The organism is Micromonospora sp. NPDC049580, assembly GCF_040675595.1.
Lineage (GTDB): Bacteria > Actinomycetota > Actinomycetes > Mycobacteriales > Micromonosporaceae > Micromonospora.
Map to the genome: position 1 here is coordinate 1 of NZ_JBFAPG010000076.1, position 17,999 is coordinate 17,999.

A 17,999-nucleotide genomic window follows, 5' to 3' on the forward strand; every position below is an offset into this window, starting at 1 on the left:
TGCTGTTCGTCCTGGTCATCGGCGCGCCCCTGGTCGGCACCGGTTATCTCTCGCTGACCAAGTGGTCGGGCATCGGCGACCCCACCTTCGTGGGGTTCGACAACTACCAGCGCCTGCTGCACGACGAGGTGTTCTGGGCATCGTTCCGCAACACCGTGGCGATGATCGTCGCGATGGTGGTGGTGCCCACCCTGCTCGGGCTGCTGCTCGCCTCGGTGCTCTTCGACGTCATCGGGCGCCGGTTCAAGCCGCGTACCGCCGCCGCGCTGCGGGCCGCGTTCTACCTGCCGCAGGTGCTGCCCGTGGTGGTGGCCGGCATCGTCTGGGGTTGGATCCTGCGCCCCGACGGCGCGTTCAACAGCCTGCTCGACGCGGTCGGCCTCGGCGCGCTGCGCCACGACTGGCTCGGCGACCCGGGCACGGCCCTCCCGGCCGTCATGGCGGTGATGATCTGGGTGCAGATCGGCTACCCGGTGGTCGTCTTCATGGCGGCGTTGCAGCGGGTCGACCCGGAGCTGTACGAGGCGGCCGAGGTCGACGGCGCGAACTGGCTGCACCGTTTCCGGGCGATCACCCTCCCGCAGATCCGGCCGGAGACCTTCGTGGTGGCCCTGACCTGCACCATCGCCGCGCTGAAGGTGTTCGGGCCGATCTTCGCGCTGACCCGCGGTGGCCCGGAGAACGCCACCAACGTGCCGTCGTACTTCGCGTACTACACGTTCTTCAAGAAACTCCAGGTCGGCTACGGCTCCGCGATCTCCACCGTGCTCACGCTGATCATCGTCGTGGTGGCCGTGGTCTTCATCTGGATGCAGGCGCGCAGCGAGCGCCGGGACCGGGGGTTCTGACATGGCCGTGACGCTCACGCCGGTGCCCACACCGGTGCACCGGCCCGTCCGCGACCGGCACCACCGCGGCGTCAGCCGCTGGGTCGTGCTCGTCGGAGTCACCCTCGGCGCGCTCGTCATGCTGGTGCCGTTCGCGTTCATGCTGCTCAACGCGTTCAAGTCGCCCGGCGACTATTCGTCGGGCGGGCCGCTGAGCTGGCCGGGCGAGTTCTACACCAAGGGTCTGCGGACGTACTGGACCGAGGTGAACTTCCCCCTCAAGCTGTGGAACTCGGCGCTCATCGCCGGCTCCGTGGCGGTGCTCGGCGTCGTCGTGTCCCTGCTCAACGCGTACGCCCTGGGCATCGGCCGGGTCCGCGGCCGGCTGTGGATCGTCGGGTTGTTCCTGCTGGCCAACATGCTGCCGCAGGAGGCGCTGATCTACCCGCTGTACTACGTGGCGAAGGAGATCGGCCTCTACAACACCCGGCTCTCGGTGATCATCATCTTCACGGTGATCCAGAGCGCGTTTGGCACGTACCTGCTGGCCTCGGTCCTGGGCACGTTCCCGCGCTCGCTGCTGGAGGCCGCCGCGCTCGACGGCGCCGGCAAGTGGACGGTGCTGTGGCGGGTGGTCTTCCCCAACCTGCGGCCCACGCTCGCCGTACTCCTCATCTTCTTCTTCATCTGGACCTGGAACGAGTTCCTCATCCCGCTGGTCATGCTCATCGACAACCAGACGCAGACCATCCCGGTCGCGCTGGCGTCGTTGCAGGGCGACCGGCTGATGGACGCCCCGACGACCAACGCCGGCGCGTTGATCAGCCTGGTGCCGGCCATCCTCTTCTTCCTCATCTTCCAGCGCACTCTGGCGCGCGGCATCACGGCAGGAGCCGAGAAGTGAAGTTCACCGACGGGTACTGGCAACTGCGCCCGGGGGTCAGCGTGCTGCGCCCCGGCACAGTGGAATCGGTCGAGCCGGACGAGCGCGGCTTCACCGTCTTCGCGCCGGCCGGTCAGATCACCGGTCGGGGCGACACCCTCAACCGGCCCGTCGTCACCGTCCGGTTCTTCTCCCCCGCCCCCGGCGTCGTCGGGGTGACCATCGGTCACCACAGCGGCGGACTGCCCCGCGAGCCGCACTTCGGGTTGGCCACCGACGACGCGCACCCGGTCACCGTCGACATCACCGGCATCACCGCGTCGCTGACCACCGGCGAACTGACCGCCCGGGTGGCGCTCATCGACGGCTGGCGGGTCGAGTTCCTGCACGGTGACCGGTTGATCACCGCCTCCACCGCGCGCAGCGTCGGCATCGTCACCGACGGCGAGGGCCGCCGGCACGTGCACGAGCGGCTCGCCCTCGGCGTCGGCGAGACGGTGTACGGGCTGGGCGAGCGATTCGGCCCGTTCGTGAAGAACGGCCAGACCGTCGACATCTGGAACGCCGACGGCGGCACCGCCAGCGAGCAGGCGTACAAGAACGTGCCGTTCTATCTGAGCAGCGCCGGCTACGGGGTCTTCGTGGACCATCCCGAGCACGTGTCGTTCGAGGTCGGCTCGGAGGTCGTGGCGCAGAACCAGTTCAGCGTCGAGGGCCAGTCCCTCACCTACTACGTCATCGACGGACCCACCCCCAAGGACGTGCTGCGCCGGTACACGGCGCTGACCGGCCGGCCGGCCCGGGTGCCCGCCTGGTCGTACGGGTTGTGGCTGTCCACGTCGTTCACCACCTCGTACGACGAGAAGACGGTGACCGAGTTCGTCGACGGAATGGCCGAGCGGGACCTGCCGCTGTCGGTGTTCCACTTCGACTGCTTCTGGATGCGCCAGTTCCACTGGGTCGACTTCGTCTGGGACCCGGCGACCTTCCCCGACCCCGAGGGGATGCTGCGCCGGCTGCACGAGCGCGACCTGAAGGTGTGCGTCTGGATCAACCCGTACATCGCGCAGCGCTCGTACCTCTTCGAGGAGGGCCGCCAGGCCGGCTACCTGGTCCGCAACCCGGACGGGTCGGTCTGGCAGTGGGACAAGTGGCAGGCCGGCATGGCGCTCGTCGACTTCACCAACCCGGACGCGGTCCGCTGGTTCACCGGCAAGCTCAAGGTCCTGCTGGACATGGGCGTCGACTGCTTCAAGACCGACTTCGGCGAGCGCATCCCGACCGACGTGGTGTGGCACGACGGCTCGGATCCGCAGCGGATGCACAACTACTACTCCTACCTCTACAACAAGGCCGTCTTCGAGCTGCTGGAGACCGAGCGGGGCGAGGGCGAGGCGGTGGTGTTCGCCCGCTCGGCCACCACCGGCGGGCAGCAGTTCCCGGTGCACTGGGGCGGCGACTGCGAGTCGACGTTCGTCGCGATGGCCGAGTCGCTGCGCGGCGGGCTGTCCCTGGCGTCGTCCGGTTTCGGCTACTGGAGCCACGACATCGGCGGCTTCGAGGGCACCCCCGACCCGGCCGTCTTCAAGCGGTGGATCGCCTTCGGCCTGCTCTCCTCGCACTCCCGGCTGCACGGCTCCGGCTCGTACCGGGTGCCGTGGGCGTACGACGAGGAGGCCGTCGACGTGCTGCGGCACTTCACCCGGCTCAAGCTGAGCCTGATGCCGTACCTGGCCGCCGCCGCGCAGGAGGCGCACCGCGACGGGATCCCCATGATGCGTCCGATGATCGTGGAGTTCCCGGACGACCCGGCCGCGGCGCACCTGGACCGGCAGTACATGCTCGGCTCCGACGTGCTGGTCGCGCCGGTGCTCAGCGCCGACGGCCAGGTCACCTTCTACGTGCCCGCCGGCACGTGGACGCACCTGGTGACCGGCACGCAGCTCACCGGCCCGGCCTGGGTGACCGAGAAGCACGAGTTCGACAGCCTGCCGGTGCTCGCCCGGCCGGGCGCGGTGATCCCGTTCGGATCGCGCTCCGATCGGCCCGACTACGACTGGGCGGACGGTGTGCAACTGCGCCTCTACGCTCCGGCGGAGGGGCAACGGCAACGGGTACGGATTCCGTCGCCCGGCGAGGGGCCGGGCGCGGAGTTCGAGGTGAGCTTCCGCGACGGCGTGGCCACCGCGGAACTGGTGGCGGGTGACTCGTCGGCGTACCACTGCGTGGTCGCCGGGACGGAGGTAGCAGGACGATGACGGCACGCACCTTTCCGGAGAGCTTCCTCTGGGGTTCGGCCACGGCGGCGTACCAGATCGAGGGCGCGGCCACCGAGGACGGCCGAGGGCCGTCCATCTGGGACACCTACAGCCACACCCCGGGGCGGACGCTGAACGGCGACACCGGTGACGTGGCCGCCGACCACTACCACCGCTGGCCGCAGGACCTCGACCACATCGCCGAGCTGGGCCTGGGCGCGTACCGCTTCTCGATCTCCTGGCCGCGGGTGCAGCCGGGCGGATCCGGCCGGTTCAACCAGGCCGGCCTGGACTTCTACTCCCGGCTGGTCGACGGCCTGCTGGAGCGCGGCGTCCGCCCGGTCGCCACCATGTACCACTGGGACCTGCCGCAGGAGCTGGAGGACGCCGGTGGGTGGCCGGTGCGGGACACGGCGCTGCGCTTCGAGGAGTACGCGTCGGGGATCGTCGCCGCGCTCGGTGACCGGGTGCACACCTGGACCACGCTGAACGAGCCGTGGTGCTCGGCGTACCTGGGCTACGGCTCGGGCGTGCACGCGCCGGGACGGACCGAGCCGGCGGCCGCGCTGGCGGCGGTGCACCATCTGAACCTCGCGCACGGCCTGGCCGGCCGGGTGGTCCGGGAATTGGCCCCGACCGCAGAGCTGTCGGTGACGCTGAACCTGCACGTGATCCGCCCGGCGTCGGACTCGGCGGCGGACGTCGACGCGGCCCGCCGCATCGACGCGCTGGCCAACCGGGCGTTCCTCGGCCCGATGCTGAACGGGGCGTACCCGGCCGACCTGCTGGCCGACACGGCGGGCGTCACCGACTGGTCGTTCGTGCACCAGGGCGACGAGAAGGTGGCCGCCGTTCCCCTGGACGTGCTGGGCGTGAACTACTACTCCAGCACCCTGGTTCGCGCCTGGGACGGGCACTCGGCCCGCTCGGACGCTGACGGTCACGGCGCGTCGGCACACTCGCCGTGGGTCGGCGCCGACGACGTCGACTTCCTGCCGCAGCCCGGCCCGTACACGGCGATGGGTTGGAACATCGACGCGCCGGCCCTGACCGAGCTGCTGCTGCGGCTGGGCCGGGAGTACCCGGGGCAGCCGCTGATGATCACCGAGAACGGCGCGGCCTTCGACGACGCCGTGTCGGCCGACGGCCGGATCCACGACGACCGGCGGATCGACTATCTGCGCCGGCACATCTCCGCCGTGGCGGACGCCCGCGAGCAGGGCGTGGACGTGCGGGGCTACTTCGTCTGGTCGCTGTTGGACAACTTCGAGTGGGGTTACGGCTACGACCGCCGGTTCGGGATCATCCGGGTCGACTACGACACGCAGGACCGCATCTGGAAGGACAGCGCGCACTGGTACCGGCGACTGGCCGCCACCGGCGAGCTGGACCAGCCCGCGGAGTAACGGCTTGCCTCCCCACGCCGCGCCCCGGCTCCGCACGCCCCCAGCCAAGGTCCGTACCGCAGCCTAACCAAGATCACTCAATCATCCGTGGGCATCGCAGAGGAGGCACAGGTGGGCGATCCGGTGAAGGATGCCTCGCTCGAGGTTCCCATTCCAGAGGTCTGGCGGCCGGCGCTCAAGGCGGTCGTGGACTCGCTGGTGCGACGAGACGCCGTTATCGGCGCAGCTCTGCCGTCAGTAGAGCCAGTTCCGCCCGAAATCTCGCAACAATGCCTCCAGGCGGTCGACGACTACGGCGCGGTCACGCTGATCACCCCACCAGACGAATCCTGGAACACGTCCGTTGCACTGTGGTACGGCGATCACTGGCGCTGCTTGGTCGACCTCTGGACCGAAGAAGAAGGCAGGAGCGACCTGGTCCTCGATGTCCACGTCTTCGAGCACGGGCCCGGATACCGCTACCGCGTGCACCTCGTCTACGTCCCCTGAGCAATCCATCCACAGGTCTTGACAATTGCTCCGTTGTTCGGCAGAAGTCCGAAGAAGGATTCCATGGCGGCGTTGTCGCTGGCAGCGCCGACTCTGCCCATTCAACGCATTCCAACAACCGAAACTACAAGATCGGCGCGGGGCGGGGTGGTGATCTGTTAGACGCCGACGCGCTGCGGCGGGACGGTGAGCCCGTAGAGCGCCATCAGCTCCGGGCTGTCGACCCGGCTGCCGTCGGCCACCGAGTCGCAGGCGATGTCGACGATCTGGTCCTTGTGCGCCAACAGGTACGGCCGGGCCCCCACGTCGGCGCTGGCCAGGGTCGCGATGCCGGGCCAGTGCCGGCGGCCGAACAGCATCGGGTACCCGCGCAGCCCGTCGTAGGTGGCGCAGACCAGCACATCCGGGTACGGCAGCGCGGCCACCCGGCGGACCGCCGCGGCGGTCAGGCCCGGCATGTCGACGGGCACCACCACCACCGCCTCGATCCCCGCGTCGTCCATGGCGGCCAGACCGGCGCGGATGGACGAGCCGACCCCGGTGCCCCACGCCTTGTTGATCACAACGGTCGCCTTGCCCAGGTCGGTGGTCTCCCGGACCTGGTCCGCGGCGGCCCCCAGCACGACCACGATCTGCTCGCAGCCCGCCTCGGTCATCGTGTCGATCATCTGGTTGACCAGGGGCTTTTCTCCCTGGTGCAGCAGCGCCTCGGGACCGCCGATGCGGCGTCCCCCACCTGCGGCGATGATCATTCCTGCGATCCGGTTCAGCTGCGCCCCCTCAAGCACGGGATCGACCGTGACGGCCGACCCCCTCCTACGGACACTGCAACGAGGAGGGCCGCGCATGAGTGGCGGGGCGAAAAGGGAAAATAGTGCAACCGTTACGCACCGGACCACCGACGGCGAGGCCTGCGATGGCGTACTCCGCGACCGCCGCAGCACCGGACGGCCCGGCGACCGACGGGCGCACCCCCGGGTGGACGATCGACTCCACGTCGTCCACCTGGGGGCATTCAGGTGCCTGGATGCCGCTACGTCGGCGATGTGGAGTTGATCATCGCGCGCGATGACCTCCGCCGAACCGGCCACGCTCGCCGAACCGGCCACGCAGTGCGAGCCGGTCAGGCCGCGTCGGCGTAGCAGTCGACGATGCACAGATCCAGGGGAAAGCGCACCGGGGTGTCACCGAACAGCAGCGCGGTGGCCCGCTCACCCGCCCGGCTCACCGCCGCCGCCACGGCCTCGGCCTGCTCGGCCGGACAGTGCGCCATCACCTCGTCGTGCTGGAAGAAGACCAGCTCGGCGTCGGTGCCGGACAACTCGGTGCGCAGTGTGGCCAGCAGCGTCGAGGCCCACTCCGCGGCGGTGGCCTGGATGACGAAGTTGCGGGTGAAGCGCCCCCGGGACCGGGCGGCTCGCGCCCGAGGACTCTGCCGATCGGCCGCGGCGTCCGGATCGGTCGGCCCCTCGTCGGGGTCACCGAGGCCGACCGAGCCGGGTGGGCAGGTGCGCCCCAGCCACGAGCGCACCAACCCGCCCGCCTCACCGGTGCGCGCCGCCGCCTCGACGTAGCCGAACGCCGTCGGGTAGCTGCGTTTGAGCACCGCCAGCGCGGGCACCGCCGCACCGCCGGTCTGCCCGTACATGGCCCCGAGCAGGGCCACCTTGGCCCGGGGACGGTCACCACCGAACGAGTCCCGGGCGAGCGCGGCGTACAGGTCACCGGCGCCGCCCGCCGCCGCCAGCCGCGCGTCGCCGGAGACCGCCGCCAGGACGCGGGGCTCCAACTGGCCGGCGTCGGCGACCACCAGCCGCCAGCCCGGGTCGGCCACCACCGCCCGGCGGATCACCTTGGGGATCTGCAACGCGCCACCGCCCCGGGTCGCCCAGCGGCCGGAGACCACCCCGCCCGGCACGTACTCCGGCTGGAACCGCCCGTCGCGCACCCACTGCTCACGCCAGGACCAGCCGTGCGCCGTCCAGATCCGGTACAGCTCCTTGTATTCCAGCACCAGGGGCACCGCCGGATGGTCCACCCCGCGCAACACCCAGGCCCGGGTGTTGGGCAGCTCCACCCCGGCCCGGGCGAACGCCTTGAGCAGCTCGGCCGGGGAGTCGGCGTGCAGCTGGCGGACGCCGAACGCGTCGGCGATCAGGGCCGCCAACTCGGCCAACCGGCGCGGCGGCCCGCCGACCGGGGACGGCTCCCCCAGCAGCTCGGCGAGGATCGCGTCGTGCACCTCGGCCCGCCAGGGCAGCCCGGCGACGCCCATCTCCACCGCGATCAACGCGCCGGCCGACTCGGCGGCCACCAGCAGCCGGAACCGGCCCGGGTGCTCGGTGGTGGCGACCCGGGCGAGCTGGTCGGCGTACACCCGGGTCAGTGCCTCGATGCCCGGCCCCGGCGGACCGGGCAGCGTGTCGAAGAGCGCGCCCTGGCCGTGCCCGGGCGGCGCGGCGGCGCGCGGCGGCGGGTCGGCCGGCACCGGAGCGCCGGTCAGGCGGGCCCAGGCGGCGGCCAGCGAGCGGGGCTCACCCCAACGGCCGGCCTGCCCGAGCAACAGGGCCTCGGTCAACTCCACGTCGTGGCACCGCTCGACGCGCACCCCGGCCCGCAGCAGCGCCGGGTAGATCGCGCCCGCGGTGGCCCAGACCCACCGTGGGTGCTCGGCCGCCTCCCGTGCGGCCATCGCGGCCGCGAGGTCGCTGACGGTCTCGATCGGGCCGACGGGTCGGCCGGCGGCGTCGAGCGGACGCAGCTCTCCCCCACCGCGTTCGCCCGCCACCACCGCCACCAGCACGAATGTGATTCTGCCTTCCCCCTCCGACAGGAAAACGGGTCGGTGCGCCGGCCCGGTGCTCGATAGCGTGGCCAGGTGCCTCCCCAGATCCCACACTCCGACCCCGGCACCCCCGACACCCGCGGTCCGATGCGGTACCTGTGGTGGCTGGTCCGATGCCAGCCCTGGCGGGTGCTGCGCGGCAGCCTGCTCGGCACGGCCTGGATGGTCGGGCTCTCGGCCCGGCCCTACCTGATCGCCCGCGCCGTCGACGACGGCCTGCGCGCCCGCGACAGCCGCGCCCTGGCCCTGTGGGTCGTGGCGATCGTCGTGGCGGGGGTGGCGTTGTCGTACCTGGGCATCATGCGACACCGCACGATGACCTTCATCCGGGAGGACGCCAAGGCCCGCTCGGCGGAGGTGCTGCTGCGCCAACTGTCCCGGGTCGGCGCGGCGCTGCCCCGCCGTTCCGCCGCCGGTGAGGTCGCCACCGTGGGCGGTTCCGACATCGACTGGTCGGCGCAGGTGCTGACACTGACCGGGCCGGGGGTCGGCGCGATCGTCGCGTACGGGGTCATCGCCGTGGTGCTCTGGTCGATCTCCCCGCTGCTCGCGCTCTGCGTGCTGGTGGGTATGCCGGCGGTCGCGCTGGTCGTCGGGCCGCTGCTGCGCCGACTGGAACGGGCGGAGTCGATCTACCGGAGGCAGCAGGGCGCGCTCACCGCCCGGTCCGGCGACATCGTGGCCGGGCTGCGTGTGCTGGCCGGGGTGGGCGGCCGGGATCTCTTCGCCCGACGGTACGCGGCCCGCTCTGCGGACCTGCGCGCCGAGGGCTACCGCGTCGGCGCGGTCATCAGCTGGATCGACGCGGCGACAGTCGCCATCCCCGGCCTGTTCCTGGCGGCGGTGGTGTGGCTGACGGCCCGGATGGTGGTCAGCGGCACCGTCAGCGTCGGTGAACTCGTCGCCGTCTACGGCATCGTCGCGAGCCTGATCGTGCCGGTCTGGTTCCTCCTGGAGGGCAGCCACCAGCTGATCCGGGGTCGGGTCGCCGCCCGGCGGATCACCGACCTGCTCCGGCTCACCCCGGACGACGTCGGCGGGCCGGGTCGCCGGTGGCCGTCGGCCGTTCCCGACGCGCGTCACCCGCACGCCGCGGCGGCGCCCACCGGCCCCGCCGACCTGCACGACCCGGTGACCGGGCTGACCGTACGCGCCGGCCGGCTGACCGCGGTGGCCGCCGACGACCCGGCGGCCGCCGTGGCGCTGGCCGACCGGCTGGGCCGGTACGTCGTCAGCGACACCACCTGGGGTGGCCTCCCGCTGACCCGGGTCGCCCTGGACGAGGTCCGTGCCCGGATCCTGGTCGCCGACCACGAATCGTACCTCTTCGCTGGGACACTGCGTGACGTGCTGCGCCCCGGGGTCGGCGACGAACGGCTCGGCGCCGCCCTGCGGACCGCGTCGGCCGACGACATCGTCGACGCCCTCCCGGCCGGGCTGGACACCCCGCTGGACGCCCGGGCCCGGACGCTCTCCGGCGGGCAACGCCAACGGGTACGCCTGGCCCGGGCGCTGCTCGCCGAGCCGGAGGTGCTGATCCTCGTGGACCCGACCTCGGCCGTGGACGCGCACACCGAGGCGCGCATCGCCGAGCGGCTGCGGACCGCTCGGGCGGGGCTGACCACCGTGGTGCTCGCCACGTCGCCGCTGCTGCTCGGCCGCGCCGATGTGGTCGCGCACCTGAGCGGAGGCCGGATCACCGCCACCGGCAGCCACGAGAACCTGCTCGACCACGACCCGGGCTACCGGCACCTGGTGGCCCGGGGCAGCGACGATCCGGTGGCCGAGCGGCCCGCCGACGCCGAGGAGGCGTACCGGTGACCCGGCTGCCGATCGCGGACCGCGGCACCGTACGCCGTGCCCTCCGGTACATGATCAGCAGGCATCGCCGGGCCGTCGGCGTCGTGCTGGCGCTGCACAGCGCCGCCGCGGTCGCCGGCCTCGCCCCGCCCTGGCTGCTGGGCGCCATCGTCGACCGGGTCACCGCCGGCGCCGGCGTGGCCACAGTGGACCGGCTGGCACTGGCGATCGCCGGCTGTGTCCTGGTCAGCGCCCTGCTCTCCCGCTACGCCCAGTACGCCGGCCACCGCTTCGGTGAACGGGCCGTCGCCGAGCTGCGCGAGGAGTTCGTCTCCCGGACCCTCGGGCTACCGGTCTCGGTCGTCGAGCGCGCCGGCTCCGGGGACCTGGCCACTCGCAGCTCGGTCGACGTGGCGACGGTCGGGACCACCGTCCGGGACGTGGTGCCCACCATCGTCATCGCCTCGGTGCAGTTGACGTTGCTGTTCGGGGCGGTCTTCCTGCTGCATCCACTGCTCGGGGTCGCGGCGCTGGCCGGGCTGCCGTCGATCGTGGCGGTGACCCGGTGGTACCTGCGTCGGGCCAGCTCCGCGTACCTCACCGAGGGTGCCCAGGCGGCCGAGTTGACCGAGGCGTTGACCACCACCGCCGAGGGGGCCCGCACGGTCGAGGCGCTGCGGCTGGCCGACGACCGGATCCGGCACGGCACCACCCGCGTCACCCGGGTGTGGCAGGCCCGCCGGGCGACCCTCGCGCTGCGGACCGTGTTCTTCTCGGTCGTGGAGGCCAGCTATCCGCTGCCCGTCGCCATGGTCCTGCTCGTCGGCGGCTACCTGTTCGCCGCCGACCGGGTCTCGCTCGGCGCGGTGGTCGCCGCCGCGCTCTACCTCCAGCAGGCCATCGACCCGCTGGACCGGCTGTTGCAGTGGACGGAGCAGGCGCAGCGCGGCTTCGCGTCGTACGCCCGGGTGCTCGGCGTCGGGCTGGTCCCACCGGAGCCGCCGGGGACCACGGCCACCTCGCGGGGTGAGCGGCTCGTCGTGCGCGAGGCGCGGTTCTCGTACGCCGACGGGCACGACGTGCTGCACGGCATCGACCTGGAGGTGCGGCCCGGCGAACGGCTGGCCGTCGTCGGCCCGTCGGGCGCCGGCAAGTCGACCCTGGCCCGACTGCTGGCCGGCATCGACGCGCCACGGCGGGGCGTCGTCAGCATCGGCGGCTGCCCGGTCACCGACCTGGACCCGGCCGAACGCCGGCGGCGGATCGCCCTGGTCACCCAGGAGCACCACGTCTTCATCGGCTCGGTACGCGACAACCTCGCGTTCGCCGCGCCGGACGCCTCGGACGAGCAGATGCGCGCCGCGCTGGCCACTGTGGGCGCCGACTGGTACGACGAGCTACCCGAGGGTCTGGACACCGCGCTCGGCGACGGCGCCCGGCAGCTCGGCGCGGCCGAGGCCCAGCAACTGGCGCTGGCCCGCCTGCTGCTCGCCGACCCGCACACGCTGATCCTGGACGAGGCGACCGCGGCGCTCGACCCGAGCACCGCTCGGCGGACCGAGCGGGCCCTGGCCGCCGTGCTCGTCGGGCGGACCGTCATCGCCATCGCGCACCGGCTCAACACCGCCCACGACGCCGACCGGGTGGCCGTCCTGGCGGACGGCCGGATCACCGAGATCGGCAGTCACGACGACCTCGTCGCGGCCGGCGGGGCGTACGCCGCCCTCTGGCGCTCGTGGCACGCCCACGCCCACGCCGACGAGCGCCAGAGGTGACGGCCTACTTGACCGCGCCGGAGGTGAGGCCGGCCTGGATCTGACGCTGGAAGACCGCGTACACGATGATCATCGGGAGGATGGCGATGGTCAGCGCGGCGAACAACCCGGACCAGTCCGCCTCGTAGCCGGCGTTGACCGAGATGTCGGCGATGCCCTGGGTGAGCACCCACTTGTCCTTGGCGTTGGAGAGCAGCACCAACGGGAGCTGGTACTGCGCCCACTGCCCGATGATGTTGAAGATCGCCACGCTGATCAGACCCGGCTTCGCCATCGGCATCATGACCTTGAAGAACAGCCGGGTGTGCCCGCAGCCGTCGATCATCCCCGCCTCGGCCACCGAACTCGGCAGCGTCTTGAAGAACGCGGCCAGGAAGAAGATCGTGAACGGCAGCGAGTACGCGATGTAGACCAGCACCACGCCCTGGTAGGTGTCCAGCATGCCCAACTGCTTCACCACGAAGAAGAGCGGCACCAGGGCCAGGAAGACCGGGAACGCCAGCCCCGAGACGAACAGGTAGTAGATCGCCCGGTTGCCCCAGAACCGGTACCGCGCCAGCACGTACGCCGCCATCGAGCCGAGCAGCATGGTGCCGAAGGTGCTGCACGAGACCACGAGGACGCTGTTGAGGAAGTACCGGCCGACGTGCGCCTTGGTCCACGCCCGGCCGAAGTTCTCCCACCGCAGCTCCGCCGGGAGCGTCCACGGGCTGCTGAAGATCTCGCTGGTGTTCTTGAATGCGGCGAGGAAGGTCCAGAGGATCGGCACGATCACGATCACCGCCCACACGGCGAGCGCGATGTGTCCCAGGCCGGCGAAGAGCCGCACCTCCGAGCGGGGGCCCTTGCCGCGTCGGCCGGAGGGCGACGGGTCGCCGGTCTTCGGCGGTAGGGCCGCCGGCGTCGGCGGCAGCGTCGACTGCGGGTTCATCAGTACTCCACGCTTTCCCGCTTGGTGAGCCGCAGCGTCAGCGCCGCGAACGTGAGGGTGAGGAAGAACAGCGCCACGCCCATTGCGGAGGCGTAACCGTACTTCGAGTAGACGAACGCGTTGCGGTAGATCTCCATGGCCAGCACGGTGGTGGCGCCGTCCGGGCCACCACCGTCGACCGAGAGCACGGCCACGATGGCGAACGCGTCGAACGCCGCGATGCCCAGATAGACCCACGCGACCTGGAGGGTGTCCCAGAGCAGCGGCAGGGTGACCCGGAAGAACAGGGTCACCCTGCTCGCCCCGTCCATCTCCGCGGCCTCGTAGATCTCGCCCGGGATGGAGGCCATCCCGGCCGAGAAGAGCACCACGTAGAAGCCGACGGCCTGCCAGACCAGCACCGCGAGGATCGACCAGAGGGCCAGGTTCGGCTTGACCAGGAAGAGGATCGGATCCAGGCCGAGCTTCATCAGCACGCCGTTGATCAGACCCGACTCGTTCGGCCGGTAGACCATCTGGAACAGCACCGCGATGATCGCCACCGCCAGGACCTGGGGGAAGAAGAACACCACCCGGTAGAACTTCGCCCCCCAGACCCCCTGGCGTTGCCCGCCACTGCTCTTGCCACCCACGTTGAGCAGGAAGGCGAAGAACAATGCGATGGCGATGGTGATCAGCGGCAGGGCAAGCAGCAGTACGCCGTGGTGCTGGACCGCCTTCCAGAAGGCGCCGTCGTCGAGCAGCTTCCGGTAGTTGTCGAAGCCCACCCACTGCGGGGCGGAGAGCCCTCGCCAGTTGGTCATCGAGATCTGGAACGCCTGGGCGTACGGCCAGATCACGAATGTCACGTACAGCGCGACCGGGGCGAACAGGAACCCGATCACGAATGGATACTTGCCGTGCCGCATGACCCTAGCTCCGATCGATCAGCGCTTGAACTTGGCGACCGAGCTGTCCTTCTTGATCGCGTCGGCGCGCTTCTGGATCCGCTCCACGAAGGCGTCCGCGTTGATCCGGCCGAACATCAGCTCGTTCGTGGCGCTGCGCGCCTCGGTGTCGAGCTCCTTGTACCAGCCGTCGAAGTACAGGTTGAACACGTCCTGCCCGGCCGCCTTGAGCGCGGCCTGCGAGCTGGCCACACCGGGCGGGAAGGCGAAGCCCTCCGAGCCGGCGGTGACCACGGTCGGGGCCTTGACCACCTCGGTGAAGCCCTTCGCGCCCGCCGTGGACAGCATCTGGCGCATGTACTCCAGGCCGCCCTTGGGGTTCTTGCTCTTCGCCGAGACGAAGTAGCCCTCGCCCGCGGTGGCCCGCAGCGCGGTGGCCGGCAGCTTGTCCGACGCGGTGAGGCTCGGCACCGGCATGAGCTGGTAGTCGAAGCCGGCCGGGGTGTCCTGCTTCTGCTCGCCCTCCAGCCAGTCACCGCTGGGGTACAGGGCCACCTTGTACTGGTTCTGCCGCAGCTGCACGTCGGTGTGCTTGAGCCCCTCGAAGCTCTTGTCGCTGAACTTCGCCCCGACCTCGGCCCACGCCGTGGCCGCCTGCTTGACCGCGTCCTGCTTCCAGGCGCCGTCCTCCAGGTTGTCGATGTTCTTCAGCACCTCCACGCCACCGATCTTGGCGGCCTGGGTGAGGATCACGTTCCACTGGTAGTACGCCGCGTTCGCCCCGGCGTAGCCGTACGGCGTGATGCCCTTGGCCTTGATGGCGGTGAGCAGCTTGATGAAGTCGTCCCAGGTCTTCGCCGGCGCCCAGCCGTTGTCCTTGAACAGCTTGGCCGAGTACCAGATGCCGAAGACGGTGGAGACGTAGTACAGCACGTACGGCTTGCCGTTGAACGAGCCCGCCTCGACGGTGCCCGGCACCACGGTGTCGCGGACCTTCTTGGCCGGGTCGTCGACCGACGGGGCGTCCCACAGCTCGGTGAGGTCCTGGAGCTGACCGTCGGCGACCAGCGCGCCGAAGTCCATCAGCTTCTCGCCCGAGTTGTTCACGAACTCCGGCGGGTTGCCGGACGCGAACCGCGGCTGGAGCACGGTGGAGATGGCCTGCGTGGACTGGTGCTTGATCTCCGCCTTGGGGAACGCCTTCTTGTAGAGCGGCTCGTGCACGTCGGTGGCGTACTTCTCGCCGTAGCCGCCGTTGAAGATGATCACCTCGATGGGGGCGTCCTCCTTGACGCCCAGCGGGTTGGTCGCGCTCTTGGTGCCTTCGGCGGCCTTCTCGTTGTCCTTGTCACCGCCGCTGCTCGTCGCGCAGGCGCTGAGCAGGCCGATGGCCGGAGTGGCGAGCATGCCCACGGCGGCGGCGCGACGCAGCACCGTGCGACGGTCGAGTGCGGCCGGGTGCTCGGGGGTAATCGACATCGTCGTCTCTCCTTGTGGAATTCGGGTCAGGCGGTGCGCCGGAGACGCCCGGCGTACCGCGACTCGAGGGCGTTGTTGTGCTCGTCCCCGCCGGGGACGTTGGCGGAGAGGTAGATAGGGGGTACCTCCCCGGCCTGATGGAACCGTCGTACGACCTCAGCGGTCAGCAACTGCGCCAGCAGCGCGGTGGTGACCGAGGAGACCGCACAGACCGCGCCGCCGCCCTCGAGCGGCAGCAGTGCGTCACCGTACGGCGCGCCGTTGTCCAGCACGACGTCGGCGAGGTCGGCGAGCCGTTGACCGGACGGGTGCCGTGGCGCCACCCGCGCGGTGTGCTCGACCGAGGTGACCGCGATCAACGGGTGACCGCGCTCGGTGACCAGCGCCGCCAGCTCGACCACCGAGCCGTTGATGCCGGACTGGGACGCCACCACGAACACGTCGCGCGGCTGGGGCGCCGCGAGCGCGTAGATCTGGTGGGCGATGGAGGGGTCGCGTTCCAGCTTGGGGTCGGCGAGCACGTCGCGCGGGGCGTCGCCGTGCACCACCAGGTCCCGTACCGAGAGCCGGTTGGTGGGGACCAGCCCACCGGCGCGGGCGACCAGCTCGGCGGCGAACGCCTCGGAGTGCCCGGCGCCGAACGCCTGGAGCACGCCGCCGGCGCGCAGGCTGTCGGCGATCAGGTCGGCGGCCCGGGTGATCCCGTCGGCCTCCGAGTCGAGCAGGCGGTCGAGCACCGGGCGGACGGCGTCCGCGTACCCCTGGGCACTGATCATGAGAGGGCCCCTTTCGCGGCCTTGTGCCCGTCGACGGCCTGCGCGGTGCGCCGGAAGGCCGCGTGGGCGCGGTCGTGGGTGCGCTGGGCGACGGCGATGTAGAGCAGGTCGAGCACCACCAGTTGCGGGTGGCGGGCGGAGAGGGCGTCCGGCCGGAAGGTGGTGGCCTGACTGGCGGTGAGCAGCACGATGTCGGCCAGTTCGGCCAGCGGTGAGCGGGGAAAGCCGGTGAGGGCGAGAGTGGTGGCGCCCCGGCTGCCCGCCTCGGCGAGCATCTCGATCGTCTCCCGGGTCTGGCCGGTGTGCGAGATGCCGAGCGCGACGTCGCCGACGCCGAGCAGCGCGGCGCTGGCCAGCCCCTCGTGCACGTCGCTCCAGGCCCAGGCGGCCACCCCGATACGGTGCAGGCTGAACTGCATCTCCTCGCCGACCAGGGCGCTGCCGCTGGCGCCGAAGATGTTCACCCGGCTGGCGCCGGCGATGGCCACCGCGGCGCGTTCCACCTCGCCGAGGTCGAGCAGCGCGGCGGTGTCGTGCATGGCCCGGGTGTCGGCCGCCATGATCTGGTCGAGCACCCGCGCGAGGGGGTCGGTGGGCTGGATCTCGCGGCCGATGTCGACGGTCCAGCCGGCCAGGCGGGCCCGGCCGGTCTCAGCGGCGATGCCCAGCCGCAGGTCGGCGTACCCCTCGAAGCCCATCGCCCGGCAGAAGCGGGTGATGGTGGCCGGCGAGGTGCCACTGCGCTCGGCAAGCTCCACAATGGTGGAGCGCGCGGCGGCCTCCGGGTCGCTGAGGACGTGCTCGGCGACGCGGCGCAGCGCGCCGGTCAGCTCGGCGAGCCCGTTGCGCACCCGGGCCAGCACCCCGTCGGAGGGTGAGTTCCTCCGGTCGGTCACGTGGGCGTCGACCACCGCGGTCCCCGCGACGGTGTCCACCTCGTGATCAACCATGGGTCGCCTCACCTTTCCGAAAAGACTGTTAACTGTTAGTGGTAAAAGTTCTTACTGAACGGCCCTCTGTGTCAAGACTGTGGGCGAAGTTTTCAAACTGTTACCTGGCGCACAGCCTCCCGCGCCGGCCCGAAGTTGCCCTCCGCAGCGGTGCCGACCAGCATGAACAGGCCCAGCACCGCGCAGCGCAAGGAGGCCCGTGCCGATGTCCGACACCGTCGTGGTCGGTCTCGACGTCGGGGGTACGTCCACCCGGGCGACCGCCCTGACCCTCGCCGGCGAACGCCTCGGCACCGGCCGAGCCGGCGGCGGCAACCCCACCAGCCACGGCGCCGAACGGGCCGCCGCCGAACTGTCGACCGCGCTGCGCGCCGCGCTCGCCGACGTCGACCCGAGCCGGGTGGCCGCCGGCACCATCGGGCTGGCCGGCGCAGCCCGGCTGCTCGCCGACCCTGCCGGACGGGCCGCCTTCGACCGGGCCTGGCACGACGCCGGCCTGCGCTGCCCGTACGCCGTATACGGCGACGCTCTGGTCGCCTACGCCTCCGGCACCGCCGAGCCGGACGGGACGGTGCTCATCGCCGGCACCGGCGCGATCACCGCGCAGGTCGTCGACCTGCGACTCGACCGGACCGCCGACGGCCACGGCTGGCTGCTCGGCGACGCCGGGTCGGGCTTCTGGCTCGGCCGCGA

15 protein-coding genes are annotated in these 17,999 nt (G+C 71.4%); 8 read left to right on the forward strand and 7 right to left on the reverse strand.

Annotated elements, in window-relative coordinates; translation table 11 throughout:
* The 5 genes from AB0J68_RS09540 to AB0J68_RS09560 all read left to right on the forward strand — a co-directional run.
* A partial coding sequence (locus AB0J68_RS09540; RefSeq protein WP_363937517.1) for a sugar ABC transporter permease occupies positions 1-848 on the forward strand: 848 nt, incomplete at its 5' end.
* Position 849: 1 nt separating this feature from the next.
* Positions 850-1,731, forward strand: coding sequence for a carbohydrate ABC transporter permease (locus AB0J68_RS09545; protein WP_354858371.1), 882 nt, complete (start codon positions 850-852; stop codon positions 1,729-1,731).
* Positions 1,728-3,968, forward strand: coding sequence for an alpha-xylosidase (gene yicI, locus AB0J68_RS09550; RefSeq protein ID WP_363937520.1), 2,241 nt, complete (start codon positions 1,728-1,730; stop codon positions 3,966-3,968). The genes AB0J68_RS09545 and yicI overlap by 4 nt, the downstream gene beginning before the upstream one ends.
* Positions 3,965-5,374 (forward strand): GH1 family beta-glucosidase, encoded by a 1,410-nt coding sequence (locus tag AB0J68_RS09555; RefSeq protein ID WP_363937522.1) that lies wholly within the window; start codon positions 3,965-3,967, stop codon positions 5,372-5,374. Before yicI ends, AB0J68_RS09555 begins: the two co-directional genes overlap by 4 nt.
* Before the next feature lie 111 nt (positions 5,375-5,485).
* On the forward strand, positions 5,486-5,863 hold the full coding sequence (locus AB0J68_RS09560; protein ID WP_354858377.1) for a hypothetical protein: 378 nt from the start codon (positions 5,486-5,488) through the stop codon (positions 5,861-5,863).
* A gap of 158 nt (positions 5,864-6,021) precedes the next feature.
* Here the strand turns inward: AB0J68_RS09560 and AB0J68_RS09565 are convergent, their stop codons facing one another.
* Together AB0J68_RS09565 and AB0J68_RS09570 are read right to left on the reverse strand one after the other, a co-directional pair.
* Positions 6,022-6,615, reverse strand: coding sequence for an NTP transferase domain-containing protein (locus tag AB0J68_RS09565; RefSeq protein ID WP_354858441.1), 594 nt, complete (start codon positions 6,613-6,615; stop codon positions 6,022-6,024).
* Positions 6,616-6,986: 371 nt separating this feature from the next.
* Positions 6,987-8,696: a bifunctional 3'-5' exonuclease/DNA polymerase gene (locus AB0J68_RS09570; protein ID WP_363937530.1), complete on the reverse strand. Its 1,710-nt coding sequence runs from the start codon at positions 8,694-8,696 to the stop codon at positions 6,987-6,989.
* Positions 8,697-8,795: 99 nt separating this feature from the next.
* On the opposite strand from AB0J68_RS09570, the gene AB0J68_RS09575 reads away from it, so the two are divergent.
* Complete coding sequence (locus AB0J68_RS09575; RefSeq protein WP_363937533.1) at positions 8,796-10,529, forward strand: ABC transporter ATP-binding protein; 1,734 nt, start codon at positions 8,796-8,798, stop codon at positions 10,527-10,529.
* A 50-nt stretch (positions 10,530-10,579) separates the two neighbouring features.
* The gene (locus AB0J68_RS09580) at positions 10,580-12,283 is read left to right on the forward strand and encodes an ABC transporter ATP-binding protein (protein WP_363937536.1); all 1,704 of its coding nucleotides are present in this window, start codon (positions 10,580-10,582) and stop codon (positions 12,281-12,283) included.
* Positions 12,284-12,287: 4 nt separating this feature from the next.
* Here AB0J68_RS09580 and AB0J68_RS09585 read toward each other — a convergent pair whose 3' ends face one another.
* The 5 genes from AB0J68_RS09585 to AB0J68_RS09605 are packed head-to-tail and all read right to left on the reverse strand — an operon-like array spanning position 12,288 to position 17,306.
* Positions 12,288-13,214, reverse strand: coding sequence for a carbohydrate ABC transporter permease (locus tag AB0J68_RS09585; protein WP_354858380.1), 927 nt, complete (start codon positions 13,212-13,214; stop codon positions 12,288-12,290).
* Positions 13,214-14,122: a sugar ABC transporter permease gene (locus AB0J68_RS09590; RefSeq protein WP_354858382.1), complete on the reverse strand. Its 909-nt coding sequence runs from the start codon at positions 14,120-14,122 to the stop codon at positions 13,214-13,216. Before AB0J68_RS09590 ends, AB0J68_RS09585 begins: the two co-directional genes overlap by 1 nt.
* Positions 14,123-14,140: 18 nt before the next feature.
* Positions 14,141-15,580, reverse strand: a complete 1,440-nt coding sequence (ngcE, locus tag AB0J68_RS09595; protein ID WP_354858384.1) for an N-acetylglucosamine/diacetylchitobiose ABC transporter substrate-binding protein — start codon at positions 15,578-15,580, stop codon at positions 14,141-14,143.
* A 26-nt stretch (positions 15,581-15,606) separates the two neighbouring features.
* Positions 15,607-16,356: an SIS domain-containing protein gene (locus AB0J68_RS09600; protein ID WP_354858387.1), complete on the reverse strand. Its 750-nt coding sequence runs from the start codon at positions 16,354-16,356 to the stop codon at positions 15,607-15,609.
* Positions 16,353-17,306: a MurR/RpiR family transcriptional regulator gene (locus tag AB0J68_RS09605; RefSeq protein ID WP_354858390.1), complete on the reverse strand. Its 954-nt coding sequence runs from the start codon at positions 17,304-17,306 to the stop codon at positions 16,353-16,355. The genes AB0J68_RS09600 and AB0J68_RS09605 overlap by 4 nt, the downstream gene beginning before the upstream one ends.
* Positions 17,307-17,511: 205 nt before the next feature.
* Between AB0J68_RS09605 and AB0J68_RS09610 the strand changes: the two genes are divergently transcribed.
* Positions 17,512-17,999 (forward strand): BadF/BadG/BcrA/BcrD ATPase family protein (locus AB0J68_RS09610; protein ID WP_363937528.1); only part of this gene is annotated, 488 nt, incomplete at its 3' end.

What these genes read in the sequence shown, in the direction of transcription:
- AB0J68_RS09545 (WP_354858371.1), top strand. Translation starts at nt 850, where the DNA reads ATGGCCGTGACGCTCACGCCGGTGCCCACACCGGTGCACCGGCCCGTC.
- AB0J68_RS09555 (WP_363937522.1), top strand. Translation starts at nt 3,965, where the DNA reads ATGACGGCACGCACCTTTCCGGAGAGCTTCCTCTGGGGTTCGGCCACG.
- AB0J68_RS09565 (WP_354858441.1), bottom strand. Translation starts at nt 6,615, where the DNA reads ATGATCATCGCCGCAGGTGGGGGACGCCGCATCGGCGGTCCCGAGGCG.
- AB0J68_RS09575 (WP_363937533.1), top strand. Translation starts at nt 8,796, where the DNA reads ATGCGGTACCTGTGGTGGCTGGTCCGATGCCAGCCCTGGCGGGTGCTG.
- AB0J68_RS09580 (WP_363937536.1), top strand. Translation starts at nt 10,580, where the DNA reads ATGATCAGCAGGCATCGCCGGGCCGTCGGCGTCGTGCTGGCGCTGCAC.
- AB0J68_RS09585 (WP_354858380.1), bottom strand. Translation starts at nt 13,214, where the DNA reads ATGAACCCGCAGTCGACGCTGCCGCCGACGCCGGCGGCCCTACCGCCG.
- AB0J68_RS09590 (WP_354858382.1), bottom strand. Translation starts at nt 14,122, where the DNA reads ATGCGGCACGGCAAGTATCCATTCGTGATCGGGTTCCTGTTCGCCCCG.
- ngcE (WP_354858384.1), bottom strand. Translation starts at nt 15,580, where the DNA reads ATGTCGATTACCCCCGAGCACCCGGCCGCACTCGACCGTCGCACGGTG.
- AB0J68_RS09600 (WP_354858387.1), bottom strand. Translation starts at nt 16,356, where the DNA reads ATGATCAGTGCCCAGGGGTACGCGGACGCCGTCCGCCCGGTGCTCGAC.
- AB0J68_RS09605 (WP_354858390.1), bottom strand. Translation starts at nt 17,306, where the DNA reads ATGGTTGATCACGAGGTGGACACCGTCGCGGGGACCGCGGTGGTCGAC.